A 25,445-nucleotide genomic window follows, 5' to 3' on the forward strand; every position below is an offset into this window, starting at 1 on the left:
GCGGAGATGGTGAGGTGACTCGCCTTTATCCGCTCGAGCCGAACAGCCAACGCTCACTTGGTGATCGGCAGGCCATTCCCGTACAGCCCCGCCTCCGGAACTGTACGGGTAGCGCCGCCGCCCGCAACCTCAGGTCTCGTCCGGGCGGGAAGGCAGGCTCGAGGCGGCCTCCGCAGGTTCCTCGGCAACTCCCCCGGTGCCGACGCGCGAAGCCCGACCTACTCGCATTTGACGACAGGGATCGGGTCGTACTTCACGGTCCGAGTCGCACGTGAGACTTCCCGGCCGGTTTTGTGATCGGTGATGACGCGGGTATCGGACACGGTGAACCCGGGAGCGCCCTCGGAGGCGATGCAGTCCTTGCCCTTCGGGAGGGTGACCGTCTTGGGTTCGGTCGGCTTGTCTCGTTCGCCGGTGATGGACTCGACATCGACGGTCTTGGTGCCCCAGAGCCGGACCGTGACGTCGGAGTCGGTGGTGAGAGTCTCGATGTACACGCCGTTGGTGGTGCTGTTGCGGAAGCGCAGGTCGATGGCGCCGTCGAAGACGGTGGCCTCGCGAGCGGCGGGGTAGCGCGAGATGTAGTAGCTGTGCTCGGTGTGGCCCGCGTCCTCGAGGCCCGCGAAGTAGGAGGCGTTGTAGAGGGTGGTGGCGAATTGGCTGATCCCGCCGCCGACGGCGGTGCTCGGTCGACCGTGATCGATGATGCCGGATTCGACGTAGCCTTCGGCCGTGCCGCGCGGGCCGGTGAAGTCGTTGAGCGAGAACGTATCTCCAGGTTTGACGATGGCGCCGTTCACCTTCCGCGCGACCACCCGGATATTCACCCCGGAGGGGCCGCTGAAGCCGTTGGTCGTGAATTGGCCCATGACGTCGGTGACGCCGAGGCCCTGTGCGGCCTCGGTGGTGAGCTTGGGGTCGACCTTCTCGTAGACGGCGTGAGCGGTGCGTTCCTGTGGCATGACAACGAGATTCGGCAGCTGCTCGAGCGTCTTCGGCCAGTTGATCTTGTCGCCGACAATCGCCGGAACGACCTTCGCCGCGCCACCGGCCATACTGAATGTCGCGTCCTTCGCCTCCACTTCGGAGGCGGCGAGCTGGGGCGCCAGCAAACCGGTCGCGAGCTCTTGGTTGAAGGTCGCAGCGAGTCCGCCATTCCCATCGGGCGCGAAAGACAAGATGGTCGCGATCTGCTCCGGCTCCAGCTTGGCCGCTGCACCGTTGCCCGCAAAGGTGATCGGTGCGCGCACTGCGGGCTCCGCGACCTCGTGCAATACCCGATCGACCGCTTCCGGACGGACGGTCATGGGCGCGGCCGTTTCCGGCAGATCGATCAGCGTGCCGTAGATCCAGTTGTCGATCAGCGCTGCGCGCGCCGCGGGCTCGTCGAGCACCCGCCCCGGCACCGGCGGCACAGCTACCGGTCTGCCACCCTCGAATCTGATGGTGCCTTCGACCGTCGGCCGGTCATGCACCCGCAACGCGGTGAGCTGACGATCCAGCGCCGAGTTGTCGACCACACTGGCGATCGGCACCGCGCGGGTGGTGAACAGTGATGTCAGCCTGGTGACCGGATTCAGCGGCTGCGAGCCGATGCGTTCCCAGGTGCTCGCCCAGTCCACTTCCAACCCCGCGGTGCTCGGCAGCAGCTTGGTCTGCATATCGGCGATCTGCACGGGCAGTTCGTGCCCGGAACGCGGGCCGAGCACTGCACGCAGCCTGGTGTCCGCGGTGGCGGTGTCGAGGCCGCCCACGCTGACGCCGGCGACCTCGACACCGCGCGGCACTTCCCCAGCGGACAACAGCAGGTCAGCCACATAGACAGATCCGGCCACCGCGATGAAGGCGCCGATCCCGATGCCGATCTTCTTGACGAGGGGCGCCTTCGGTGACCCGCTCACCTCGGGTTGCGACTGCGGCTGCGGTTCCTGGCGCCGAGACCAGCGCTCGGTAGCGGCTTCGCTGACCGGCGGGCGACGGGGTGGCTGCACCCTGGCGGTCGTCCGCAGGGGTTGGGTGGGCGTCGAGTCGTCAGCCCAGCCGGTGGACGCGTCCGGTAACGGAGAACGGGTCGATTCGAGGAGCTGACGCAGTCCGACTTCGCCGCTTTCGTGTCTGCCGTGACCGTCACGCCCGGCGCTCGATTCGCTCGTCACGAACCGTCCTCCCCGCTCGAGATGAAAAGGGACCTCGCACGGTTGCGAGTCTCCGCCAACCATAGTGGCCGCTACCGGCATGGTCCGCAGAGCACAGATCTGCAGCAAACCTTGCGCAAAGGGCCCACGGTAGAACATGGAAGGGCCCCGCGGAGTTGCCGGGTCGGGGGTCTGGCAACTACGCGGAGCCGATTGGAATATCGCCACCCCGAACCAGAGCGTTACACCCGCTGAACGCGACCGTGGCCGACCGGCGCGGGACAATCGACCAGGACAGGACTCTCGCTATCAGGGCTCGAATACACGAGGGAGATGGATGGGTATGCAGCTGGGAATGATCGGTCTAGGCCGGATGGGCGGCAATATCGTGCGCCGCATCGTCAAGGACGGGCACACCGCCGTCGGCTACGAACGCAAACCCGAGCGCATCGACGAACTGACTGCCGAGCTGGGCACTGCGAAATTCCAGGGCGCCACCGAACTGGCAGACTTCGTCGGCAAGCTGGAGACACCGCGCGTGGTCTGGGTGATGATCCCCGCAGGCGCCACCGGTGCGGTCATCGATCAACTGGCCGAGGTGCTCGAGCCGGGCGACATCATCATCGACGGCGGCAACAGCCGCTACCACGAGGACCTCGTACGCGCCGAGCAGTTGCGGCCCAAGGGAATTCACTACGTGGACATCGGCACCTCGGGGGGCGTCTTCGGCCTAGAGCGCGGCTTCTGCCTGATGATCGGCGGCGAGGCCGAACAGGTGAAGTACCTCGATCCACTCCTGAAATCCATCGCTCCCGGTGTCGAGGCCGCCGAGCGGACACCGGGCCGCACCGGCGAACCGTCCGCGGCCGAGCAGGGCTACCTGCACTGCGGCCCGGCCGGTGCGGGCCACTTCGTGAAGATGGTGCACAACGGCATCGAGTACGGCGCCATGCAGGCCTATACCGAGGGGCTGAACATCCTGCACAAAGCGAATATCGGCGCGAACCACGACGCTCGGTTCTCCGCCGAGGAGACGCCGCTCGAGCATCCCGAGTACTACCGGTACGCGATCGACATCCCCGAGGTCACCGAGGTGTGGCGGCGCGGCTCGGTAGTCGCCTCATGGTTGCTGGACCTGACCGCGGGCGCCCTTTACGCCGATCCGAACCTCGATTCGTTCGACGGCCGGGTCTCGGATTCGGGCGAGGGTCGGTGGACCCTCGACGCCGCGATCGACACCGGAGTCCCCGCGCCCGTCCTCGCGGCGTCGCTGTTCGCGCGATTCTCCTCGCGCGGCGAATCGCTGTACGCGGACAAGATGCTTTCGGCTATGCGTCAGGCCTTCGGCGGGCACAACGAGCTGCCGGAGCAGTAGCCGGTCGACGTCGCTGTCGAGCCGGTCGATGGTCTGCATACCGAAGAGGTCTAGCCCGGCCGGTGATCGGCACGTCCTGGCGTGGGTACGAAACAGACCGGCGATCGCAAGCCCGGCCGATTCGACCCGGAGTCCAGCGCCGTCTCCGCTACCACGGCCCCGGGGCAGGCAGACATTGCCGCCGGACACGGAGGGGCTATCCGAAACGTGCCGTCTCAGACACAATGAACCCGAGGGCGACATCCGCTACCGCGGTCCGGAAGGTGGGTTGACTTCATGGTCGAGAAACATGTGGTGCGCAACGGCGAGGTGGACATTGCCGTCTTCGAGCAGGGCAATCCGGCAGGCCCGACGGTCTTGCTGCTGCACGGCTGGCCCGATAGCCACCATCTGTGGAACAACGTCGTACCGGAACTCACCGAGCGATTCCGGGTGCTGAGCGTGGACAACCGCGGGCACGGCGAGTCGTCCAACCCACCCGGCACCAAGGCCATTTCGGTGGCGAATTTCGCGGCGGACTACGTCGCGGTGATCGAGGCGCTCGGCAATGGCGAGCCCGTCCACGTGCTCGCGCACGACTGGGGCAGCATCGCGATGTGGGAGGTGATCGCGCGGCCCGACGCCCAGCGACTTGTCGCGTCGTTCACTTCGGTCTCCGGTCCCAGCCTCGCGCACACCGCGAGTTGGGCACGCAGCAGGCTGGCCCGGCCGACACCGCGCAATATCGCGCTGCCGCTGGCACAACTGGGCTCGTTCGCCTATTCGGGCGTCTTCTCGCTGCCGGTGCTTCCGAAGGCGGTGATCGCGACAGGGATGAGCGAAGAGCGTTGGCGGACCTGGCTTTCCCGCACAGAGGGAGCCGCCCCCGACCAGATCCAGCTGGCCCCCACTTTCAAGCAGGACATGGCGAGTGGCCTGCGCATCTACCGATCGACCTGGGCCACCAATCCGCTGCGCAGCCGCGCGCAGCACACCTCGGTTCCGGTGCAGATCATTATCGGCACCCGCGATCCCGCGGTGCGGCAGTCGAGTTACTCCGATGAGGACCACTGGGTCGACGCGGTGTGGTTGCGCGTGGTGCAGGGCGGGCATTGGCTGCCGTTCTCCCATCCGCGACTACTCGCCTCGGCGGCCGTCGAATTGATCGACGCGATGGCAGGCGCGCCACAGTCGCGCGCCCTGCGGCGCGCGCGAATGGGTGTGCTGCGCAAGCCGTTCGAGGACCAACTGGTGGTGATCACCGGTGGCGGCAGCGGGATCGGGCGGGAAACCGCACTCGCCTTCGCCGAGGAAGGCGCGGAGATCGTGGTGTCGGATATCGACATCACCGCCGCCGAGGCGACCGTCGCGCTGATTTCCCGGTCGGACGGCCGCGCCCACGCCTATGAACTGGATGTCTCCGACGAAGCGGCAGTGCGCAAGCACGCCGACCGCGTGATCGCCGAGCACGGCGTGCCCGACGTGCTGATCAACAATGCGGGCATCGGCCAGGCCGGACGCTTCCTCGACACCTCCACCGAAGATTTCCAGCGCGTGCTGAATGTGAACCTCAACGGAGTCGTCAACGGCTGTCGCGCCTTCGCCGGTCACATGATCGAGCGCGGACTCGGCGGACACATCGTGAACCTCTCCAGCATGGCCGGTTATATGCCACAGCAGGGATTCACCGCCTACTCCACAAGCAAGGCAGCCGTTTTCATGTTCTCCGACTGCCTACGCGCCGAACTGGCAAAGCACAGCATCGGCGTCAGCACCATCTGCCCCGGCATCGTGCACACCAATATCGTGCGCAACACCAGGATGTCGGGCGTCTCGCCCGAAGAAGAGGCACGCAGGCAGCAACGGTACGACCGCCTCTACCAACGGCGCGGCTACGGACCGGAGAAAGTGGCCCGGCAGATCGTGCGAGCGGTGCAGAAGGACCGGCAAGTCGTTCCGGTGACGCCGGAAGCACGGGTGCAGTACATCGTCGGACGACTCGCCCCCGGCCTGGTCCGCTTCGCCGCCGCCCGCATCAGGCTGGTGCGCTGACACCACGGGGTTCGAATAACACCGACGGACCAACGCCACCATCGCGGCGCCCAAGTACGGCAGGCAGGCGCGGAGAGGCGCCAGGGCGCCGACTGAACCGGCATGATTTTGCCGATTCCGCTAACTCATCACACCAGATCGCCGGTTCGGCATTCCAACCGGCGAGATTCTGCCGAATTCTTTCGACCTCCGGTAGCGTCGGCCGCATCACTACAGATTCGGCAGAATCCTGCCGCCATCGGAGGCTGAATGGCAGCGATCATCAGCATCGGGCGGGCGATCCGAACAGCAAGACGCCGGCACCGATTGACTCAGGAGCAACTCGCGGAACTCGCAGGCACGTCGACTCGGACAGTTCGCGGGATCGAGCACGGGAGCGGATCGACAAGCATCGCAACCGTTGTCGCAGTGGCGGACGCCGTGGGTCTCACACTGGGGGTCATCAGTTGACCAGCTTCGAAGACCGAATCGCCCCGGGTCTGGTTCGGTTCGCCGCCGCGCACGGCAGTCTGGTGCCCTGACGCCAGCGGCGCGGCACACGGGTCCGGTCACCCTGGGACCGCGAGGACGCACTGCTTGCGATTCGCGCGCTACGCCGAATCGACTGAGCGGATCATGATGGGGCGGGTGCTATGTCATGATGCAAGGTCTGCGACAACAACCGAAGGAGACGATCGTGAGATTCGTGCGTGTCCTCGTTTTGCCCGCTGCGACGTTGCTGGCCGGTTCGGGGTTGATGCTTGCCGCAGCATCTCCGGCTCTGGGCGAAAGGTATGCAGACAGCGTTGCCGATTACACCTGCCCCAAGCCGGACGGGTACTTCGAGTATCCGAACGATCGAAGCAAATACATAGAGTGCAGAGGCAATACCGCGACCATTCAGTCATGTCCTTCGGGCCTGATCTGGAATCGCACTGGCGAGTACTGCGACTGGCCTGCCAGCGCGGGTGCGGCGGCTCGCCGAGAATGAGCGTCGCCGTATCCATGGAGAGACCAACGGAGCGCCAGAGAAAGCGCCAAACACGATGGACCCCAGTTGGTTTGGATATGACCGCACGCTCGAGTGACGTCGCGGCCGGGCGGTCCGGCATGGATACGACAAAAGGGGTATCCGATCGGGAAACCGACCGAATACCCCTCTCGTCGTGTACTCACTTTCAGCCGTCTCTACAGGACAACTGATTTCGTCAGCACATGGGTAACTCACCGGGTACCGGCGAACTCACCCATCACCTCTCCGCCGGCCGCCGACGCCACCCTCGCGGCACCCGAGTCCGGCCTGAAGACGCGGAGAGGCGGGTTAGCGCTCCAGGATGGCGACAACACCCTGGCCGCCCGCAGCACAGATGGAGATCAGCGCGCGGCCGGATCCCTTCTCCGCCAGCATCTTCGCGGTGGAGGCGACGATGCGGCCGCCGGTGGCGGCGAACGGGTGGCCCGCGGCGAGCGAGGAGCCGTTGACATTGAGCTTGCTGCGGTCGATCGAGCCGAGCGCGCCGTCGAGGCCGAGGCGCTCCTTGCAGTAGGCGTCGGACTCCCAGGCCTGCAGGGTCGCGAGCACCACGGAGGCGAAGGCCTCGTGGATTTCGTAGTAGTCGAAGTCCTGCAGAGTCAGGCCGTTGCGGGCCAGCATGCGGGGCACCGCGTAGGTCGGGGCCATCAGCAGGCCGTCGGGGCCGTGGATGTAATCGACGGCGGCGACCTCGCTGTCCACCAGGTGCGCGAGCACCGGCAGGTTGCGCTCGGCGGCCCATTCATCGCTGGACAGCAGCACCGCGGAGGCGCCGTCGGTCAGCGGGGTGGAGTTGCCCGCGGTCATAGTGGCCTCGCCCGCCTTCACACCGAAGACCGGCTTCAGGGTGGCCAGCTTCTCGACGGTCGAGCCGGGGCGCAGGTTGTCGTCGCGGGTCAGGCCGAGGAACGGGGTGATCAGGTCGTCGAAGAAGCCACGGTCGTAGGCGGCCGCCATGTTTTTGTGCGACAGGTAGGCCAGCTCGTCCTGCGCCTCGCGGGCGACGCCGAACTCCTTGGCGGTGATGGCGGCGTGCTCACCCATCGACAGCCCGGTGCGCGGCTCGGCGTTGCGCGGGATCTCGATGCCGAGCATGCCGGGACGCAGCTGGCCGACCAGCTTGAGCCGGTCCTTGTTGCTCTTGGCGCGGTTGGCGTCGAGCATCCACTCGCGCATGCCTTCGCTGACGCCGATCGGAGCGTCGGAGGTGGTGTCGGTGCCACCGCCGACACCCGCGTCGATGCGACCGGCCGCAATCGCATCACCGACGGTGACGATCGCCTGCAGACCGGTGCCGCAGGCGAGCTGCAGGTCGTGGGCCGGGGTGTAGGGGCTGAGCTTGCTGCCGAGCACGCTCTCGCGGATCATGCCGTGCTCGCCGACACGCTTGAGCACCGCGCCGCCGACGACCATGCCGAGGCGCTCGCCCTGCAGGTTGAACCGGCTGACAAGGCCGTCGAGCGCGGCAGTGAACATGTCCTGGTTGGAGGCGTGGGCATAGGCCTTGTCGGAGCGGGCGAACGGAATCCGGTTGCCGCCCACGATCGCAACCGGGCGTGGCGCCTTCTTGGCCGTGCTCTTCGCCGAACGGGCTTTGGTTGTCACTCGAGTCTCCAGGTCTCGTCGGGGTTGGCCGGCGCCCCGGTGCTCGCACGGAAATTTCCGCGCGGATCGGCGCACCGTCGCGTTGGTTTACTTTAAACTTACTCTGGAGTAAGTTTGTTGTCGACACCGTACCCCGCGCAAGTGCGTAATTTCGCCTGGGGACGTGCAGTGAACGAGCAGCACCGGTCGGCCGGCAGCCACCGGCGAGTCGAGCACACACACGACACAGAAAAGGGAGAAACAGTGGCAGCGAACAAGAGCAAGGGTGCTCCCAACCTCTACGGATCGTTCGTACACTCTGCCCCCGGACAGTTCCTGGCGAGCAAGCTGGGCCTGCCGCAGCCGCAGAGCCTGCGCCGCTACACCAAGGGCGAGCCGCCGCTGCCCGGCCCGGTGCTGCTCGGCGGCAAGGGCCGCGTCGCAGAGCCGGTGCGCACCCTGCTGTCGGACTACACCTTCGCCGACGCACCGAGCCAGGGCGCGAAGTACGGCGCGCTGGTCTTCGACGCCACCGGCATCGGCTCGATCGAGGACCTTTCGCAGCTCTACGAGTTCTTCCAGCCCGCCATGCGCAGTGTTGCCGCGTCGGGCCGCATCGTGGTGATCGGCACCACCCCCGAGCTCACTGCGAGCGTGGACGAGCAGATCGCCCAGCGCGCGCTGGAGGGCTTCACCCGCAGCATCGCCAAGGAACTGCTGCGCGGCGCCACTGCCCAGCTGGTGTACCTGCACCCGGAGGCGGCCCCGACCGCGACCGGCCTGGAATCCACCCTGCGCTTTCTGCTTTCGGCCAAGTCGGCGTTCGTCGACGGCCAGGTCATTCGGGTCGGCAAGGACGACGCGGCAGCGCCCGCCAGCTGGGATCGCCCGCTCGAGGGCAAGGTCGCCGTGGTCACCGGGGCGGCCCGCGGCATCGGCGCGACCATCGCCGAGGTGTTCGCCCGTGACGGCGCCACCGTGATCGTCGCCGACATCCCGGCCGCGGGCGAGGCGCTCTCGGCCACTGCCAACAAGGTCGGCGGCACCGCGCTCGCACTGGACGTCACCGCGCCCGACGCCGCGGAAAAGCTGGCCGAATTCGCCACCGAACGTTTCGGCGGCATCGACATCCTCGTGCACAACGCGGGCATCACCCGTGACAAGCTGCTCGCCAATATGGACGAGGGCCGCTGGAAATCGGTCATCAACGTGAACCTCGCTGCGCCGCACCGCATTACCGAGGGCCTGGTCGCCCGTGGCGCGCTCAAGGAAGGTGGCCGCGTGATCGACGTGTCCTCCATCGCGGGCATCGCGGGCAACCGCGGTCAGACCAACTACGGCGCCTCCAAGGCCGGTGTCATCGGCATGGTCAACGCCGAGGCGCCGAAGCTGGCCGAGAAGGGCATCACCATCAATGCGGTCGCGCCCGGCTTCATCGAGACCGCGATGACCGCCGCCATCCCGCTTGCGACCCGTGAGGCGGGCCGCCTGATGAGCTCGCTGCTGCAGGGCGGCGAGACCGTCGACGTGGCCGAGACCATCGCCTACTTTGCGAGCCCGGCGTCGAACGCGGTGAGCGGCAACGTGGTTCGGGTCTGCGGGCAGAGCCTGATCGGAGCATGATGGCACGGGCGCGAACAGGGCGGGAGAAGACGCAGTTGATCACACTTACCGAACCTCCGAAGAACAGCAGCCTGTTCGTCAAGGCCGCGCTCGGCGCGGTCCCGGTGCCGCTGGTCTCGGCACGCAAGTCCACCCTGCCGGATCGGACCGTCCGGCTCGAGGGTTTCAAGGTGGACCCGGACCACCTTGCCGCGTACTGCCGGGCGACCGGACTGCGGTTCAACGACTCGCTGCCGCTGACCTACCCATTCATCCTGAGCTTCCCGCTTGCCATGCGACTGGTGGTGGCGCGCGACTTTCCGTTCGTCGCGGTGGGTGCGGTGCACGCACAGAACCTGATCGAGCGCACCCGCGAGATCTCGGTGAGCGAGCCGCTGGACTTCACGACACACATCGAGAACCTGCGCGAGCACCCGAAGGGTCTGCTCGTCGATGCGGTGACCGAGGTCAACGTCGGCAGGGAGCTGGTGTGGCGTCAGGTCACCACCTTCCTGCACCAGCAGCGCACCTCATTGTCGGGTGGACCGAAGCCGGAGCCGAAGCCGGACGAGGTTCCGCCGCCGCCGCTGCGCACGATGCGGGTGGATCAGAAGACGATCACCCGGTACGCGTCCGCGTCCGGTGATCACAATCCGATCCACACTTCCGCGTTGGGCGCCAAGGCTTTCGGCTTCCCGAAGGCGATCGCGCACGGCATGTGGTCGGCGGCGAACATCCTCGGCAATATCGAGGGCCGCATCCCGGAGCAGACGACCTACGCGGTCAAGTTCGGCAAGCCGATTCTGCTGCCGTCCACGGTGAACGTGTACGCGGATCAGGTCGACGGCGGCTGGGATCTGGCGTTGCGCAACCCGAAGAAGGGTTACCCGCACCTGACTGCCACGCTGCGCTGAACAAAGTTGGAGCCGGAGCCGCACCTCGAATGCAGGTGCGGCTCCGGCTTTTCCGGCACGCTGTCGACGACAATGTCTCAGCAGTCGCAGCCGCAGTCACAGCAATTACCGCAGTCACAGCAATTGCCACAGCAATCACCACAATCGCAGCAGTTACCGCAGTCGCAATTCTTGATCCAGGCGTCTTTGCGCTGGCCGGAGCACGGGCTGGTGTGGTCGGCGCAGCAGGCGTAGCCGGTGCAGTAGACACCTAGGACCAAGGCGAGAGCTTCGCCTAGGCCGGGGCGGCGCGTCGGCGGGCGGTGCCCGGTGTTGGGCGGACCGGGGTACTGCAAGGTCACCTTGTCGCGGGATGCGTTGCAGGCGTTAGCAGTTGCGCCGACGCCGCGGCCCACCTTGCGCACCAGGGCGTGCAGCGGGTCCAGCAGCATCCAGCGGACGGTTGGCACCTGATCCAGCCCGGCCGCGGAGACGGCCGCGCGGACCTGCGAGTCCGATTGCCGCAGTAGGTCATAAGCCTCCGGCATGGTCGTTCCGGTGGCCGCGAGCGGGTTGAAGCGACCGCGCGTGCTGTCCGCATCGAAATCCTCGACAGCGTCGGCGAGATGCGCGATACGGCCGAAATGTCTACCTGCCTCGCGCAATGCGGCGATGTTCTCTGGACGGTCGGCAAGCACCGCGGTGTGCCCGAACAATTCCGAGGCACAGATCTGGGTCGGTGCGGTCAGCTGATCCAGGGTCGGCCGTGCGCGCATCGACTGTGCATCGCCCGCGCGACGTTCGAGTTCGACCTGCGAATCTATCGCGGCGACAAGAGGTTCCACGTTCAGCCCGATCAGGCTCGCCTGCGATCGTGCCCGCTCGGCCCACCGGCCGGAAACCTTGGTCATCGGCCGTCTGGTCAGCGCCGAACTGTCACCGTCCTGGACATGATCGCGAATCTTGGCCGCGCCCAACAACAGTGATGCCGTCGATGCCAGCAGCACCCCCGGCGAGTCGGCAGCGGCAACCGTGGCCCGCTGCATGCCGCGCAACGCACACGGCCCCGCGGCGGTCCGCGCCATCGGCCCGGAGAGCTGAGCCTCGGTCAGCACGCTCAGCACGATCGCATCGGTATTGGTCGCCGTCCGCGCCAACTGCCCGTGCCCGTCGCGCAATCCCAGACACAGCCCACACATATGGGTGCGCCACTCTGTCGCGTCGATGCCGTATTTCTCCGCGCCATGCGAACATGGCCGCAACATCCCGAACAATTCCGCCCCGTCCCTCCCCGGCTGCCACCGAATCAGCCGGTCCTTACTCGATGAACTCCCGCACTCTGTCAGCCCGTCGACGACGTGGCAAGCCGAGCGACAAACATCTCGCCAGAGGCGAGCTACTCGGCTTTCTTGCGACCCGCGAGGCCGCGCCAGGCGAGGTCGTCGAGGAGGTCGACGGCTTCGCCGACTTCGATCCCTCCGGCGGCCACCCGGTCGGCGATCGCTTCGCCCGCGCCGATGACCGCTACGGCCACCACGTCGAAGTTGGTGCCAGGCTCGGCATGCTTGGCGCTGGACTCGAGCAGTTTGGCGGTGAGCTCGATGACGCGCTCGCGGGCGTTCTCGATCTCCGAGGCGAAGGCTTGCTGCCCGATGGCCTGGCGGTAGAGGACCTGCCAGGAGCGACGGTTGCTGTCGACGAAACCGAGGAAACCCTCCAGCGCCGTACGGACCTGCTCGTGCGGGGACAACTGCGGGTTGCCTGCCGGTGCCACCGACTCGATGAATCGCAGCCCCTCGCGCTGGATGCAGGCGCGGAACAACTCGTCCTTGGAGCCGTAGTAGAGATACAGCATCGGCTTGGAGATCTTGGCCTCGGCGGCGATCGCATCCATCGAGGTGTCGTGGAAGCCTTTGCGCGAGAACACCTCGACCGCGGCGTCGAGCATCTGCTGCTCACGAACCGCCCGAGGAAGTCGCTTCGTCCCGCCAGCCATCCACTCTCCTACCGCATGGTGAAGTTCCTATATTACTCCAAGGTAAGTTCCGTGGGTTGGATTTGCTCACCAGTCGCCCGATATCGCGGTGATGAGATGTCACAACGCCAGGGACGATCCGCCGACCCGGAGTTGATCGGCCCGGTGATCATGCCGGACTCGACGCGTCCCGTCACCTGACTCTGTACATCTCTGGGAACGCCGGGCGATCACGGATCGAGCCCGCGCTCCGCACACACGACAACCGCCGTCCCCGATCGCTGCGGGACGGCGGCCTCGGACAACACGGCTCGAGCGTCAGCTCAGCAGGTCAGCGCGCCCTTGTAGCGCGCGATACGCAGCACAGAGGCATCGACGCGGGCGGCAGGCAGGCGACCGCTCGACACCGCCTCCTCGAGACGATCGAGCACCTGCGGTACCGCGTCGGTGGTTATCCACAGGGCGTTGTCGGCGCCCGCGACCAGCGCCGCCTCGACCGCCTCCTCGATACTCATCCGGCTGGTGATCGCGGCCATGCCGCCGAGATCGTCGGTGAAGATGACGCCACGGAAAGGCGCGGCGCCGTATCCGGTGCCGTCCCGCAGCAGCGACATGGCCTCGGGACTGATACTGGCGGGGATGCCGGGGGTGGTGAGGCCGGGCACGTCGAGATGACCGACCATGACCGCAGCGCCGGAGTTGATCAGGGTGCGGAACGGAGCGAGGTCGACGGTCTGCAGTTGGTCCAGCGGCGGGGTGCGAACCGCGCCCGTGTGGGAGTCACCGGAGCCGGAGCCGTGGCCCGGGAAGTGCTTCATCACCGTGCCGACGCCGACCTCACGCATGGCGCGGATGTAGGCGTCCGCGTAGCGGGTCACCACGGCCGGATCATCGGAGAACGAACGGTCACCGATGACGGAATCGTCGGGCTGGCTGCTCACGTCCACGTCGGGCGCGAAATCCACCGTCACGCCGAGGTCCTTCAGCGCCTTGCCCCTGGTCAGCGTGGCGTCGTAGAACTGGTCGGGCGTCATGGTCTGCGCAGTCACCCGTGCCGAGGGCGCAACGCCGATCAAGTCCTTGACTCGAGAGACGCGGCCGCCCTCCTCATCGATGGTCACCATCAGCGGGACCTTGGCCGCGGCCGTAACCTGGCCGATCTGACCGTCGGCCAGCAGCGCCTGCTCCGTCCAACCGCCGACGAAGATACCGCCCACCTGTTCGGTGCGTACCACATTCGTGGCATCGGCGGCGCCGGTGACCCCGACGGTCAACAGCTGTGCCAGCTTCTGACGTGGCGTGAATCGCGCGAGATAGTCGGCCGCGCAATCCGGTTTTGCCGATGCAGTGCCGGGTACCCCCGACGCGGATCCCGGCAGCGCGTCGGTCGGCTGCGCCCGCGAGGTTGTCGCGGCGGTAGTGGTGTCACCGCTCGAGCACGAGGTCGCGACGGCGGCGAGGATAGCGAGCAGAACGAGAGGCGTCTTCCGCATGAGTGTCAACGGTAATCGCAGACCCCGACGCGTCGGGGTGCGACCCGCCGCAGCGGACGAGCGCCCTACCCTGCCCAGTTGGGTTTACGGTGACCAGCTGCGGTGTTGGGCGACCGATCGCGCGGCTGGCCGGTCCGGTGCGGGGATTCGCTTGGCCCCGAACAGTATTCCGGCAATCGGGGCGCCGGCCGCCTGCCTACATCGACCATTCACCCATTTCGTGCGGCCGATTGCCCGCGCGCGGCGCGGCCGCCACAGTGACCTCCCGGAGTAGCCTGATTGCGTAGCCATGTGACTCCGACCAGGAGGTCATCGTGCCCTGCGATCTGATGCTCATTGCTTACGACGGCTCCGAGAATGCCAAGCGGGCCATCGAATACGCCGGGCGGTTCCTTTCCGCGAACCGAGCCGTGGTGCTGACCGCGTGGGAACCGATGGTGCGCCAAGCCGCGCGCCTGTCCGGCCTGTCCGGAGTGATGCAGCCGGAATGGGTGCCCGACGAAGAGGTCGAGGACATCGCCTACGTCGACGCCCGCAACGTGAACACCGAGGGCGTCCGGCTGGCCAAGCTCGCCGGCCTGAATGCCGAGGCGCGCACCACCGAATGCACCACGACGATCTGGAACGCCATTGTCGAATGCGCCGACGACCTCGACGTCGACATCATCGTCGCAGGCACTCGTGGCGCCACCGGCATCCGCGCCCTGCTGCACAGCAGCGTCGCCGACGCCGTCCTCAAGCACTGCCACCGGCCCGTCCTGATGGTGCCGCCGGGCAAGGAGCCCCGCCGCTAGCCCGACGAGTGGCAGCTCGTGGAGAGACTCCGCGGCATGTCGCAGCGGCCATGCGCCACCGACTCGGCGGCGCGACCGCAGCGGTGAGATATGGGTCGCTGAGGTGGTGCGTGCGGGGTGGCGGTGTTAGGCGGCTGCCTCGCCTTCGCTCGGCCCGGCGCAATAGCGGCTGCCTCGCCTTCGCTCAGCCCGGCGCAATAGCGGCTGCCTCGCCTTCGCTCGGCCCGGCGCAATAGCGGCTGCTTCGCCTTCGCTCGGCCCGGCGCAATAGCGGCTGCCTCGCCTTCGCTCAGCCCGGCGCGACTGGCGACGGACTCCGTCCGGCAGTGCGATTAGGGTCGAGGGATCATGGACGGTTTTCTGCTCGCTCAGCCAGGTGGTGTTGTTCGCGCATCCGGTAGGCGGATCGCGTTCGACGAACCCACGCGAGCGGTGGCGGCACTGCGCGACGGCACCGCCAAGCTGGTGGTCGGTGCGCTGCCGTTCGATCCGCGGCGGCCTGCCGCGCTGAGCGTCCCGGAACGGGCACAGCACACTGCGGGACCATGGCGGCCCGCCGCCTTGCCCGAGCTACCCGCGGTGGCTGTGGTCACCGAGATACCCAGTCCGGCAGAGCATGTCGCGCGGGTGACGAAGCTGGTCGAGCAGTTGCAGGATCCGGGGCAGCGACTGCGCAAGGTCGTTGCCGCCAGATCGGTACTGGCGCAGGCACAGGATGTACTCGATCCGGAGTTGGTGGCCGGACATCTGCTCACCAGGCATCCGCACGCCAATGTGTTCGCGGTCGACCTGACACCCGCGGGACGAGCAGATGTCACGCTGGTCGGCGCTACGCCGGAAGTTCTGGTCGCGCGCCATGGCACCACTGTCACGCTGCGGCCGCTCGCAGGCACGCTGCCACGGCTCGCCGATCCCGAGGCGGATGCGGCGCAGGCACGCGAATTGTTGGCCAGCAACAAGAATCGTGACGAGCATGCCTTCGTCGTCGACTGGATCCGGGAGAAACTCACCCCGGTGTGCGCGCAGCTGAGCATCCCCGACGGTCCGGAGCTGATCAACACCCATGAGGTCTGGCACCTCGCCACGCCGATCACCGGCCGACTGCGCGACCCCGCGACCACCGCCCTGGATCTGGCGCTGCTGCTGCATCCCACACCGGCGGTCTGCGGGACGCCGACCGACTTGGCGCTCGACACGATCACTCACATGGAAGAGGACCGCGGCTTCTACGGCGGCGCGGTGGGCTGGTGCGACGAGTACGGCGATGGCGAGTGGGTTGTCGCCATCCGCTGTGCGGAACTCTCGGCCGACGGCCGCTCGGTGCGCGCCTTCGCGGGCGGCGGCATCGTCGCCGCCTCCGATCCACACGCCGAACTCGACGAGACCACCGCCAAACTCCGCACCCTGCTCGGCAGCCTGCACTGCGCGATCCCGGAAGGCTGATCCGGTTCCAACAAGCGGGCCGCCGACGGCGGCCCGAGAACGTGCCCATTCGACCCGCAGTCACAGCCACCACGGCGACATCCATGACGGAATACAGCGCCGTGCAGATCGACAAGCTTGTCCGTCGGCTCCGGGCCATAACCGCGCCGGATGGATCGTTTGTCGAGCGGTCGCAATCGCTGGATGTCAGCGGCTGTGCCCGTTGATGTCGGTTATCGACGGGCTGAACGCACGCGAAGCGCCGTGTTACTGCTAGGTTGACCCGGAATGTGCCTGCATCGATGTATTGGAGTGCCGCGATGAAGTTTGCTGTCCCTGGTGTTGCGAGTGCGGTCGCCGGCGCCGTGCTGGGCGCGATCGCGGTGTTGATCATCACCGTGGCTGTGCAGCAGAACACGCGTCCGGACATCGACCACACCGGTGATTCCGACTCCTCGCTGCTCAACAGCGTCGAGTACGGCAGCCGCTGACCTCCGCTTCATCCGCCGACTCGCTCGGCTCCTCCGCAGCGGCGCCCAGCCGAGACGGCGGGCCGCACGGCTCGGGTCGCGAGATCGGCGCCGCCCCGCTCGGTAGACGGTGGTTCGTCGGGACCGTGGTCGCGGCGTTCCTGCTGACGTTTCTGCAGGCGCCCGGCCGCACGGTCGCCGACACCAAGTACGACCTGGCGCAGAATCCGCTGGGTTTCCTCGAACGCGCCGCGCACCTGTGGAGCAGTCAGGCCCCGATGGGCCAGGTGCAGAACCAGGCGTACGGGTACTTCTTTCCGCACGGCGCGTTTTTCTCCGCAGGGCATGTACTCGGTCTGCCCGCCTGGGTGACACAACGGATCTGGTGGGCACTGCTGCTGCTCGCCGGGTTCTGGGGCATCATCCGGCTCTGCGAGACACTCGGCATCGGCAGCCGCGGGTCCCGCATTATCGCGGCTGTCGCCTTCGCGCTGTCGCCGCGCGTACTGACCACCCTCGGCTCGATCTCCTCGGAGACGCTGCCGATGATGCTCGCACCGTGGGTCCTGCTCGGTCCCGCCGCGCTGGGCACCGCATACCGCCGCCGCGGCGCGACCTCCCCTGCAGGCAGCGCGCTCGCGCTGGCGCTGATGGGTTCGGTCAACGCGGTGGCGACCGTCGCCGCCTTCCTGCCCGCACTGTTGTGGTGGGCGGCTGCCTCGCCACTGTTCAACCCGGCACGCACCGCTCGGCGGAGTACGCCGGGCAGCGCATCAGCAGCGGCTACCTCAGCTCCGGCGCAAGGCTCGGACCGAACCCGGCCCGGCAGCGCATCAGCGGCGAGCGGCTCACCGCTACCCAGGCAAGCGCAACACCCGGGCGGAACTGGCATCGAGCGTGCTCGTTCGGCGTCCCATCAGGCGAATCGAGACTGGTGGCGGTTCACCCGGGCGTGGATTCCACTGCTCATGCTCGCCACGTTCTGGTGGGCGGTGCCACTGCTGCTGCTCGGCAAGGTGAGCCCGCCATTTTTGGATTACATCGAATCCTCGGGGGTGACCACGCAGTGGGCGTCGCTCGGTGAGGTGCTGCGCGGCACCGACAGCTGGACGCCGTTCGTGTCGCCGGAACGCATCGCGGGCGCGGTGCTGGTCACCCAGCCCGCGGCCGTACTCGCGACCGGGCTGCTCGCGGCGGCGGGGATGGCAGGGCTTGCCATGCGATCGATGCCGTATCGGGGCCGGCTCGCACTCATTCTGATCGTCGGCCTTGTCGGGATTTGCGCCGGTTACGCGGGCGAGTTGAGCGGACCGTTCGCGGAGTCGGTGCGGACCTTCCTGGATTCCGGCGGTGCACCACTGCGCAATGTGCACAAGCTGGAGCCGTTGATCCGGCTTCCGCTCGTGCTCGGCCTCGCGCATCTGCTTGCCAGGGTGCCGCTGCCCGCTGCGGTGCCGATGCCGGTATGGCGCAGTGCGTTCGCGCATCCGGAGCGGGATCGGTCGGTGGCGGTGGCCGCGCTGATTCTCACTGCGCTGGTGCTGTCCACCTCGCTGGCGTGGACAGTGAAGTTGGCGCCACGTGGTTCCTACGAGCACGTCCCCGAGTATTGGCAGCACACCGCGGACTGGCTGGCACACAACGCCTCCGATACCCGCGCGCTGATCGTGCCCGGCGCACCGTTCGGCAGTCAGGTATGGGGACTGACCCGCGACGAACCGCTGCAGGCGCTCGCGAGCACGCCGTGGGCGGTACGGGACGCCGTGCCGCTGAACCCGCCCGGCACCATCCGCGCGATGGATTCGGTACAGCGGCTGATCGCCGACGGCAGGCCATCGACCGGACTCGCCGCGACACTCGCCGATCAGGGCATCGGAATCCTGGTGCTGCGCAACGATCTCGACCCGGAAACCTCCCGCTCGACCCGGCCGATGCTGGCGCACCAGGCGCTCGACGGCTCGCCGGGGCTGACGAAGGTGGCCGAATTCGGCGCTCCCATCGAGACGGCCGTCATCGCCGAGGACCTGGTCGCGGATGGCGACCTGCGCCCCGTGTACCCGGCCATCGAGATCTACCGGGTCGACGTGCCGCCGCCGGGAACTCCCGCCGACGTCCGCAGCGGGCCGGGTGCCCCGAAATCTTTTCCCGGCGCCTACACGGTGCCGCTGGCGACGGTGCCGGTGATCCAAGGCGGGCCCGAAGTGCTGGAACGGCTGCGGCGCGACCGCGGAAAGGCCGATACACCGGTACTTCTCGCGTCCGACGCGAGCAAAGCCGGGCTGCCGATCGGTCCGTTGACCGTGACGGATACCCCGATGGACCGGGAAGCCGATTTCGGCAGGGTCGACAACCATAATTCCGCGCTGCGCGCCGCCGAGGACGCCCGCCGCACCCACAATCTGGTGCCGGACTACCCGGTGCCCGGTGCCGAGTTGGTGCGCGGGGAATGGTCGGGCGCGACGATCACCGCGTCCAGCTCGGCGGGCGATGCCACTCAGCTCGGCGGCGCGGCGCCGGGCAGCTCCACCGCGGCGGTGGTCGACGACGACCCGTCGACCGCGTGGATCAGCAACGGCATCGAACGCGCACTCGGACAATGGCTTCGACTCGACCTCGACCAGCCGATCAGCTCCGGACTGCTGCACCTGTCCACCAGTGCCGCCGCGATCGGGGACCCCGTGAAATGGGTGGAGGTGCGCACTGCGAACGGCAGCGTCTCGGCCCGGATATCCGAACCCGGTGCGCCGGTGTCCATCTCGCTGCCCGCCGGACGGACGAACTGGCTGTCCATCACCGCCATCCGAACCGAAACCGGCACGCGGGGTGGACAGTTCGGCATCAGTGAAATCACGCTGGAGGACTACACCGTCCGTGACAAACCGGTGCGCGTCGGCATCCGGCATCGGACCGTGCTGCCACCGCCGCCGTCCGGCGCCCAGGTGCAGGCATGGGATCTCGGGCAGGAATTCCCGGGCCGCAGTGCCTGTTTCGACGCGCCGGACCGAGTGCGGTGCAGCAAGGGGCTCGCCCTCGCCCCGGAGGAACCCGGGACTTTCGAACGCACGATCTCGGTTCCCGCACCCGTGACGGTCACCCCGCAGCTGACCGTCCGCACCAGGCAGGGTCCCGCTTTGGCGGCACTGCTCACCGACCACACCCGACCGGTGGCCCGCGGCCGAGCCGATGTCGGTGATCTGCGCGGCTCCGCGTTCGCGGCCACCGACGGCGATCCGCGCACCAGCTGGACCGCACCGGAGGGCTCGGTCCGCAACCTCACCGGCGGCAAGCCGACACTGACGATCGAGCTGCCGGAGCCTGCCCTCGTGACCGGGCTGGAACTGACCTCCTCCGCGGGCGGACTGCCCGCCGCACCCACCGCGGTGGTGGTCAATCTGGGTGACGGGCCGCAGGTGCGTGAAATCGAGCCGCGAGAGCCGGGCGCACCCGTACGAATCTCGCTGCACCCCAGCGTCACCGACCGCATCGAACTCAGTGTGCAGACGTGGCAAGACGTGCTCGACCGCACCGCGCTCGGCTTCGTCGTCACCCAGCCGCCCGGGCTCGCAGAGGTCACGGTGCTGGGGCCGGACTACCCCGCACCGGCCGCGCTCGATCGGCAGATCACCATTGCGTGCACGGACGGACCCACGATCGCCCTCGGCGGACGCTTCGTCCACACCACTCTCACCGCGACCGTCGACGAGCTTCGCTCCGGCGCACCGATCGCCGCCCGGGTCTGCCCGAATTCCGAACTACCCCAGCCTGATTCCGAGAGTTCTGACATCGCCGTCGCACCCGGCCGAGCGGACGTCACCGTCGCACCCACCGATCTCTTCTTCGTCGACCGACTCCGCCTGGACCGGACCGACCTCACCACCGAGGCGACGGCCGACGCCGAAAACCCCGCGCAGACCGGCTCGAATGCCCCGCCCGAGCCGGCCTTCCAGCAGTTACCCGAGTCCGAGGCCGACACGCAGCGTCGAGAAGATTCGACGCCCGGCACCCGACTGCTGGTGCTGCCGCTCAGCAACAACGTCGGCTGGCGGGCGCAGACAGCGGACGGCCGCATCCTCGACCCTGTCATCGTCGACGGCTGGCAGCAGGCCTGGCTTGTTCCCGCAGCTGCCAAGGGCCCGTTCACCATCGAGTTCCCCGCAGATCGCTGGTACCGCCTCGGCATCTTCGGTGGGCTGCTGCTCCTGATCCCCCTTGTCGCACTCGCGATCCCGCTTCGACCACGCAAGCATCGGAAGCCGATCGGCATTGGGACATCACCTGACACGGCCGTCCCCACGGACTCGGACGTGGCACGCAACTGCTCGGATATCGACCGCACGGACTCGCGTGCCGACCACGCCGCCTCGGACGTCGATCCCACCGGCTCGAGCGACAACCACACCACAGGGGACGTCAACCTCACCGACTTGCGCGACAACCACACCGGCGAAAACGTCGACCCCACCGACTCCAGCGACAACCACACCGCTTCGGACGCCGCACACTCCAGCTTCGCCACCGGCCAGACCCCCGGCACCGAAGATCGATCCCCTCCTGTCAACCGGAGCAATCGCCTGCTCGGGGAGATCGGGCTGAGCGCCGCCATCACCGTGATCGCAGGACCGGTCGGAACCGTTTTGACGATCGCGGGTATCGCAGGGGCCAGATTCGCCCCCCGTGTGGTGTCGAAAAGCCTTGCGGCCGTGGCTGGTCTGGGGACCGCTGTCGCCGCAGCGGCGCTGTCCACCGGACCGTGGCGTGCCCCCGGCGGATACATGGGCGGCTCGCTGTGGGTGCAGGTGCCCGCGCTGATCGCCGTGATCGCGGTGGGAGTCGCCGCGCTCGCACCGCGTAAGACCGACTGACACACGGACAGACCAATAGCAGGGAGACTTCCCGGCCGCTGCCGCGCCGCGCATGCACGAACGAATCCGACGCTGTGGCTGATTCGACGTGCGCTACCTCGATCTGTCGAGCGCCGTTGGCAGGGCCATGAGTTCGCTGCGCCCGGCTGCTGCCGAGCGGAATCGAGGGACCACCACTGGCTACCCCAACGTTCCGGTTTGCCTGCCGACTATTCCGGCGTCGTTGTGCGTTTCGAGTGGTCCGGCGACGCAGTTGCTAGGTTCGAGGGCGTGACCGACTGTGCGGAATGCGGCTTCGTGTACGACCTCGCCATGGCCCGCGCGGTACCGGAATTGGCTCGCGGCCATGCCGCGGAGTACGCGACCCTGCTGCGCGGCGACCCCGAGGAACTGCGACGACGATCGCGGCCGGAGGTGTGGTCACCGATGGAATACGCCTGCCACATGCGGGATGTCCTGCTCGCACAACGTGAGCGGGTGCTGCTCACCCGCCGAGAGGACACGCCGACGGCACAGAACATGGGCCGAGACGAGCGCGTCGAACACGAGGGGTACGCCGAACAGCAACCAGCGGACGTGGCCCGTCAGCTCGGCGACGCGGCCCTGCTGTTCGCCAACGTGCTCGACCGGTTGGCGCCCGTGGACTGGGATCGCACGATCATCTACCTCTTCCCAGAACCGCAGGAACGTTCGGTGCGCTGGGTCGCCGTGCACACACTGCACGAACTACGCCACCACCTGCTCGACATGCGCCGTCAACTCGAGGACTGACCGGCCGATCGAGCGCGAGCGCGGCGGCGAGCGAAACGGCGGGCCGGTTCCTCGACGAGGGCGTAGCCGGCCGCGGCGACAGGCAGGGTGAGGGCGATGGTGAGGGCAAGGACGTAGGCGAAATTGCCCTGGAACGGGAGGATTCCGAAGACCGGGAAGACGACCGACAGCACGACGAGATGCCAGAGGAAAATGCCGTAGGACCAGCGGCCGATAGTCGCGGCGACGGAAGATTCCAGCCACCGGTGTGGGCGTGCGGTCGGCGGTCGCAGCACCAAGGGCGCGAGCAGGGCGAAACCGATGATGGTGCCGAGGCCCATTTTCGCCGCGTACTGCCAGGGTTCGGCGCGGGTCAGGCCGGCGGGGCCGCCGAGATCGGTGGCGGAGAACAGGAAAGCGGCGAGCGCGACGGTCCACATCAGTGGTTTGTTGCCCGCGATCCGACGCCAACGCGATAGCGAATCCGCATTATCGACGAGCTCGGCGAGCAGCATGCCTGCCGCGAACCATGGCAGATAACCGGGCAGCCAGTTGTCGGAGTGAATCGCGTCGGGAGTCGGCACTGGAATGAAGTTCCAGCTGAGCGTCACCACCGCCAAGGTGAGGATCGCGGGGATGCGCCAGCGGGCGGCGCCGCCGCGCAACCGGACAAACGCGAACGCCAGCAGCGGCAATACAAGATAGAAGGCCACCTCGACCGACAGGCTCCACATCTGTGTGAGCCCGTCGGTGAGCGTCAATGGCACGAACACCTGCAACAAACCGAGGTTCGCCACCCACACCCGCAGGCCTGCGGTGCTTGCCGCACTGGGCAGCAGCACCAATGCCACGCACACCACCACCCAGTACGCGGGCAGAATGCGCGCCGCGCGATGCCGCAGGTAGTGGCCGACAGTGGGCGCGTCGCCGCGGCCGCGCGCCGCCGCGGCATGCGGACGCCAGAGCAGAAAACCGGAGAGCGCGAAGAAAATCGCGACGGCCATATCGAAGCGTTCCCAGATCCGGCCGAGCACCGGCGTTCCCGCGGCACCGGTCTGGAAGGCGACGTGGGTGACGACGACGCCGAGCGCCGCCATGCCGCGCATGCCTTCCAACGCGGGCAGGAAGCCGCGGGGTCGGGTGGGGACGGCCGTCGCAGTGGCCGCGGCGGTCGGCGCGGGCATGGTTGCGGTCATCGAGCTCCAGTCTGCCTTGTGCATTCGCCCAGGTGAGAACCCCCCGTTTCACACTTCACGCTAAACTCGGGCGATTTCCGGGTCGATTCCGGCCTCGACACCGCATGGTACGACACCGGACTGTTAGTGTCGGGGCTCACGAGTGCCGTGGCGTGCCCGCAGTACTCGCCGGAATGACCGGTGTTCTACGACGAGGAGAGTTTGCATGGCACTGAGTGCCGGAACCAGAAGGACGGTGGCCTGCCTGCTCGTGGGTCTCGGCGCGTTGCTGATTGTCGCAGCGGTGATGATCCCGACCTACACCGTCAGCAAACTGGCGAAGACTCCGCTCGACCTCGAGATCACGACCGTCGCCACCAGCCAGCCCGGCTCGGAAAGCCTTGTGCTCGACTCCAAGTCGCTCACGGCACCCGAAGGCTCGGCCAAGGTCGACACCAATGTGCCGCTGGTTTCGCAGCGGTTCCTCACGGTCGAAGATCCCTCCGATGCCAGCGAGATGACCATCCAGGCCGGTCAGACGCTGCGCCGCATCGATAAGCAGGCCGACACCGGGCTGCTCACCGCGACCGTCGACCGGGTCACCATCGACCGCAAGAACGGCATGCCGGTCGACAAGGAGCCCAATGGTTCCATCGCGGTCTCGGTGAACAAGGAGGGCCAGAGCATCGCGGACCCGGTTCAGCACACCGGTCTGCAGTACCGATTCCCCATCGGCACCGAGAAGAAGACCTACCCCTACTTCGACATCAACGCGCGCAAGACCTACGACGCCAACTTCGTCGAAGAGACCGAGATCAACAGCATGAAGGTCTACCACTTCCAGCAGCACGTCCCGGTGACGAACCTGTGGGACGTGGTGCAGGCGCCGACCAACAGGCTGAGCCTGCCCGCCGCCAAGTGGGGCGTCGAAGGTGATGAAACCCCGGTCACCATGATCCGGTGGTACACCAACACCCGCGACCTGTGGGTCGAGCCCGACACCGGCACCGTGATCAAGGGTGGCGAGCAGCTGCACCTGTTCTACGCGCGCAGCGGCGACAAGCCCGAGGTCACCGCGCTGAAGTCGAACATCATCTTCGACGAGAACACTGTCGAGTCGCAGATCTCGGTGGCCAAGGAGAACATCGACAAGCTGTCGCTGTTCGGCCGCATCATGCCGATCATCCTCGGTGTTCTCGGTGCGATCGCCCTGATCGCCGGTATCGTCCTCGGCATCCGTGGCGGCGCGAGCCCCGCCACCGCTCCGCGCGGCGGCACTCCGGCTCCGCGCGGTAGCACTCCGGCCCAGCCTGACGGCGGTGCCGCGGCGACCGCTGTGCACCCGCATCGCGGCGCGGACGACGCACCCACCGAGCAGATCAATATCAATAAGCGCCCCTGACAGCGAGAATCGCTGACGACAAGCACTGTCGAACTCGGCCCCCGGCTTCCCGCCGGGGGCCGAGTTCGTTTCCGTTCAGGGCAGCGGCGCACCCAAGGGATAGGCGACCGGGTGCCGAGGTTGATAGAGCAGCATCGTTCCGGCGCCTGGAATGCGCATGTCGATGCAGCGGCCGAAGGCCCGCTGCGCGATATCGCCCTCGAATTGCGCTCCGCGCTCCGCCAATTCGGCAATGGTGTGGTCCAGGTCGTCGCACATGAGCGAAATCTCGTGCGTGGGTGGGCCATCGGCCGGATGCACCCCCAGCTCACTCGGCCCGGTTCCGAAGATGAGCCAGCCAGCGTTGGCATCGACATTCGGCCAGCGCAGCACATCGCGGAAGAACGCGCGTGCCGCGTCGGGATCTTCCGCGTAGACCAGGGTGTGCACAGCGGTGATCATGGGGCTGATCGTAGGTGAGCGCGGCCGGT

19 protein-coding genes are annotated in these 25,445 nt (G+C 67.4%); 12 read left to right on the forward strand and 7 right to left on the reverse strand.

The annotated features are described in order from the left end of the window. Window positions 1-218: 218 nt before the first annotated feature. Window positions 219-2,156 carry a VanW family protein gene (locus tag ACLMAL_RS25635; RefSeq protein ID WP_412001409.1) on the reverse strand — a complete coding sequence of 646 codons (1,938 nt, stop codon included), beginning with the start codon at window positions 2,154-2,156 and terminating at the stop codon, window positions 219-221. 322 nt (window positions 2,157-2,478) lie between these two features. Between ACLMAL_RS25635 and gnd the strand changes: the two genes are divergently transcribed. From gnd to ACLMAL_RS25655, 4 genes are all read left to right on the forward strand, one after another. Further along, window positions 2,479-3,510, forward strand: coding sequence for a phosphogluconate dehydrogenase (NAD(+)-dependent, decarboxylating) (gene gnd, locus ACLMAL_RS25640; protein WP_412001495.1), 1,032 nt, complete (start codon window positions 2,479-2,481; stop codon window positions 3,508-3,510). 276 nt (window positions 3,511-3,786) lie between these two features. After that, window positions 3,787-5,541: an SDR family oxidoreductase gene (locus ACLMAL_RS25645; protein ID WP_412001410.1), complete on the forward strand. Its 1,755-nt coding sequence runs from the start codon at window positions 3,787-3,789 to the stop codon at window positions 5,539-5,541. A gap of 249 nt (window positions 5,542-5,790) precedes the next feature. After that, complete coding sequence (locus ACLMAL_RS25650) at window positions 5,791-5,991, forward strand: helix-turn-helix transcriptional regulator (RefSeq protein ID WP_412001411.1); 201 nt, start codon at window positions 5,791-5,793, stop codon at window positions 5,989-5,991. Between the two features lie 286 nt (window positions 5,992-6,277). Continuing rightward, complete coding sequence (locus ACLMAL_RS25655) at window positions 6,278-6,511, forward strand: carbohydrate-binding module family 14 protein (protein ID WP_412001496.1); 234 nt, start codon at window positions 6,278-6,280, stop codon at window positions 6,509-6,511. Window positions 6,512-6,841: 330 nt separating this feature from the next. Here the strand turns inward: ACLMAL_RS25655 and ACLMAL_RS25660 are convergent, their stop codons facing one another. Next, complete coding sequence (locus tag ACLMAL_RS25660) at window positions 6,842-8,158, reverse strand: acetyl-CoA C-acetyltransferase (RefSeq protein ID WP_412001412.1); 1,317 nt, start codon at window positions 8,156-8,158, stop codon at window positions 6,842-6,844. Window positions 8,159-8,401: 243 nt separating this feature from the next. Here ACLMAL_RS25660 and ACLMAL_RS25665 point away from each other — a divergent pair, with 243 nt between their 5' ends. After that, window positions 8,402-9,760, forward strand: coding sequence for a 3-oxoacyl-ACP reductase (locus ACLMAL_RS25665; protein WP_412001413.1), 1,359 nt, complete (start codon window positions 8,402-8,404; stop codon window positions 9,758-9,760). Then, window positions 9,760-10,653, forward strand: a complete 894-nt coding sequence (locus ACLMAL_RS25670) for a MaoC/PaaZ C-terminal domain-containing protein (RefSeq protein ID WP_412001414.1) — start codon at window positions 9,760-9,762, stop codon at window positions 10,651-10,653. Before ACLMAL_RS25665 ends, ACLMAL_RS25670 begins: the two co-directional genes overlap by 1 nt. Before the next feature lie 77 nt (window positions 10,654-10,730). On the opposite strand, the gene ACLMAL_RS25675 is transcribed toward ACLMAL_RS25670, so the two are convergent. The 3 genes from ACLMAL_RS25675 to ACLMAL_RS25685 form a co-directional block, all read right to left on the reverse strand. Further along, window positions 10,731-11,897: a DUF5685 family protein gene (locus ACLMAL_RS25675; RefSeq protein ID WP_412001415.1), complete on the reverse strand. Its 1,167-nt coding sequence runs from the start codon at window positions 11,895-11,897 to the stop codon at window positions 10,731-10,733. 131 nt (window positions 11,898-12,028) lie between these two features. Continuing rightward, window positions 12,029-12,628, reverse strand: a complete 600-nt coding sequence (locus ACLMAL_RS25680) for a TetR/AcrR family transcriptional regulator (protein WP_328407226.1) — start codon at window positions 12,626-12,628, stop codon at window positions 12,029-12,031. 302 nt (window positions 12,629-12,930) lie between these two features. Beyond that, window positions 12,931-14,100 (reverse strand): glycoside hydrolase family 3 N-terminal domain-containing protein, encoded by a 1,170-nt coding sequence (locus tag ACLMAL_RS25685; protein WP_412001416.1) that lies wholly within the window; start codon window positions 14,098-14,100, stop codon window positions 12,931-12,933. A 314-nt stretch (window positions 14,101-14,414) separates the two neighbouring features. Here ACLMAL_RS25685 and ACLMAL_RS25690 point away from each other — a divergent pair, with 314 nt between their 5' ends. The 5 genes from ACLMAL_RS25690 (at window position 14,415) to ACLMAL_RS25710 (ending at window position 22,419) form a co-directional block, all read left to right on the forward strand. Continuing rightward, window positions 14,415-14,894 carry a universal stress protein gene (locus ACLMAL_RS25690; protein WP_412001417.1) on the forward strand — a complete coding sequence of 160 codons (480 nt, stop codon included), beginning with the start codon at window positions 14,415-14,417 and terminating at the stop codon, window positions 14,892-14,894. A gap of 348 nt (window positions 14,895-15,242) precedes the next feature. Then, window positions 15,243-16,337, forward strand: coding sequence for an isochorismate synthase MenF (locus ACLMAL_RS25695; RefSeq protein ID WP_412001418.1), 1,095 nt, complete (start codon window positions 15,243-15,245; stop codon window positions 16,335-16,337). Between the two features lie 299 nt (window positions 16,338-16,636). Next, complete coding sequence (locus ACLMAL_RS25700) at window positions 16,637-16,807, forward strand: DUF2613 domain-containing protein (RefSeq protein WP_328407234.1); 171 nt, start codon at window positions 16,637-16,639, stop codon at window positions 16,805-16,807. An 83-nt stretch (window positions 16,808-16,890) separates the two neighbouring features. Next, entirely contained in the window at window positions 16,891-21,648 is a 4,758-nt protein-coding gene (locus ACLMAL_RS25705; RefSeq protein ID WP_412001497.1) for an alpha-(1->3)-arabinofuranosyltransferase family protein, read from the forward strand. A 312-nt stretch (window positions 21,649-21,960) separates the two neighbouring features. After that, window positions 21,961-22,419 (forward strand): DinB family protein, encoded by a 459-nt coding sequence (locus tag ACLMAL_RS25710; RefSeq protein WP_412001498.1) that lies wholly within the window; start codon window positions 21,961-21,963, stop codon window positions 22,417-22,419. Here the strand turns inward: ACLMAL_RS25710 and ACLMAL_RS25715 are convergent. Beyond that, entirely contained in the window at window positions 22,404-23,594 is a 1,191-nt protein-coding gene (locus ACLMAL_RS25715; RefSeq protein ID WP_412001419.1) for an acyltransferase family protein, read from the reverse strand. The genes ACLMAL_RS25710 and ACLMAL_RS25715 overlap by 16 nt on opposite strands. Before the next feature lie 205 nt (window positions 23,595-23,799). Here ACLMAL_RS25715 and ACLMAL_RS25720 point away from each other — a divergent pair, with 205 nt between their 5' ends. Continuing rightward, window positions 23,800-24,975, forward strand: coding sequence for a DUF3068 domain-containing protein (locus ACLMAL_RS25720; RefSeq protein ID WP_412001420.1), 1,176 nt, complete (start codon window positions 23,800-23,802; stop codon window positions 24,973-24,975). 75 nt (window positions 24,976-25,050) lie between these two features. On the opposite strand, the gene ACLMAL_RS25725 is transcribed toward ACLMAL_RS25720, so the two are convergent. Continuing rightward, complete coding sequence (locus ACLMAL_RS25725) at window positions 25,051-25,416, reverse strand: VOC family protein (RefSeq protein WP_412001421.1); 366 nt, start codon at window positions 25,414-25,416, stop codon at window positions 25,051-25,053. Window positions 25,417-25,445: the final 29 nt, after the last annotated feature.

Origin of the sequence: Nocardia sp. CWNU-33, assembly GCF_046764895.1 — a bacterium.
Classification (GTDB): Bacteria; Actinomycetota; Actinomycetes; order Mycobacteriales; family Mycobacteriaceae; genus Nocardia.

Coding starts and splice junctions, on each gene's coding strand:
- gnd (WP_412001495.1), top strand. CDS start 2,479: ATGCAGCTGGGAATGATCGGTCTAGGCCGGATGGGCGGCAATATCGTG.
- ACLMAL_RS25645 (WP_412001410.1), top strand. CDS start 3,787: ATGGTCGAGAAACATGTGGTGCGCAACGGCGAGGTGGACATTGCCGTC.
- ACLMAL_RS25650 (WP_412001411.1), top strand. CDS start 5,791: ATGGCAGCGATCATCAGCATCGGGCGGGCGATCCGAACAGCAAGACGC.
- ACLMAL_RS25655 (WP_412001496.1), top strand. CDS start 6,278: ATGCTTGCCGCAGCATCTCCGGCTCTGGGCGAAAGGTATGCAGACAGC.
- ACLMAL_RS25670 (WP_412001414.1), top strand. CDS start 9,760: ATGGCACGGGCGCGAACAGGGCGGGAGAAGACGCAGTTGATCACACTT.
- ACLMAL_RS25675 (WP_412001415.1), bottom strand. CDS start 11,897: ATGTTGCGGCCATGTTCGCATGGCGCGGAGAAATACGGCATCGACGCG.
- ACLMAL_RS25680 (WP_328407226.1), bottom strand. CDS start 12,628: ATGGCTGGCGGGACGAAGCGACTTCCTCGGGCGGTTCGTGAGCAGCAG.
- ACLMAL_RS25685 (WP_412001416.1), bottom strand. CDS start 14,100: ATGCGGAAGACGCCTCTCGTTCTGCTCGCTATCCTCGCCGCCGTCGCG.
- ACLMAL_RS25695 (WP_412001418.1), top strand. CDS start 15,243: ATGGACGGTTTTCTGCTCGCTCAGCCAGGTGGTGTTGTTCGCGCATCC.
- ACLMAL_RS25700 (WP_328407234.1), top strand. CDS start 16,637: ATGAAGTTTGCTGTCCCTGGTGTTGCGAGTGCGGTCGCCGGCGCCGTG.
- ACLMAL_RS25710 (WP_412001498.1), top strand. CDS start 21,961: ATGGCCCGCGCGGTACCGGAATTGGCTCGCGGCCATGCCGCGGAGTAC.
- ACLMAL_RS25715 (WP_412001419.1), bottom strand. CDS start 23,594: ATGACCGCAACCATGCCCGCGCCGACCGCCGCGGCCACTGCGACGGCC.
- ACLMAL_RS25720 (WP_412001420.1), top strand. CDS start 23,800: ATGGCACTGAGTGCCGGAACCAGAAGGACGGTGGCCTGCCTGCTCGTG.
- ACLMAL_RS25725 (WP_412001421.1), bottom strand. CDS start 25,416: ATGATCACCGCTGTGCACACCCTGGTCTACGCGGAAGATCCCGACGCG.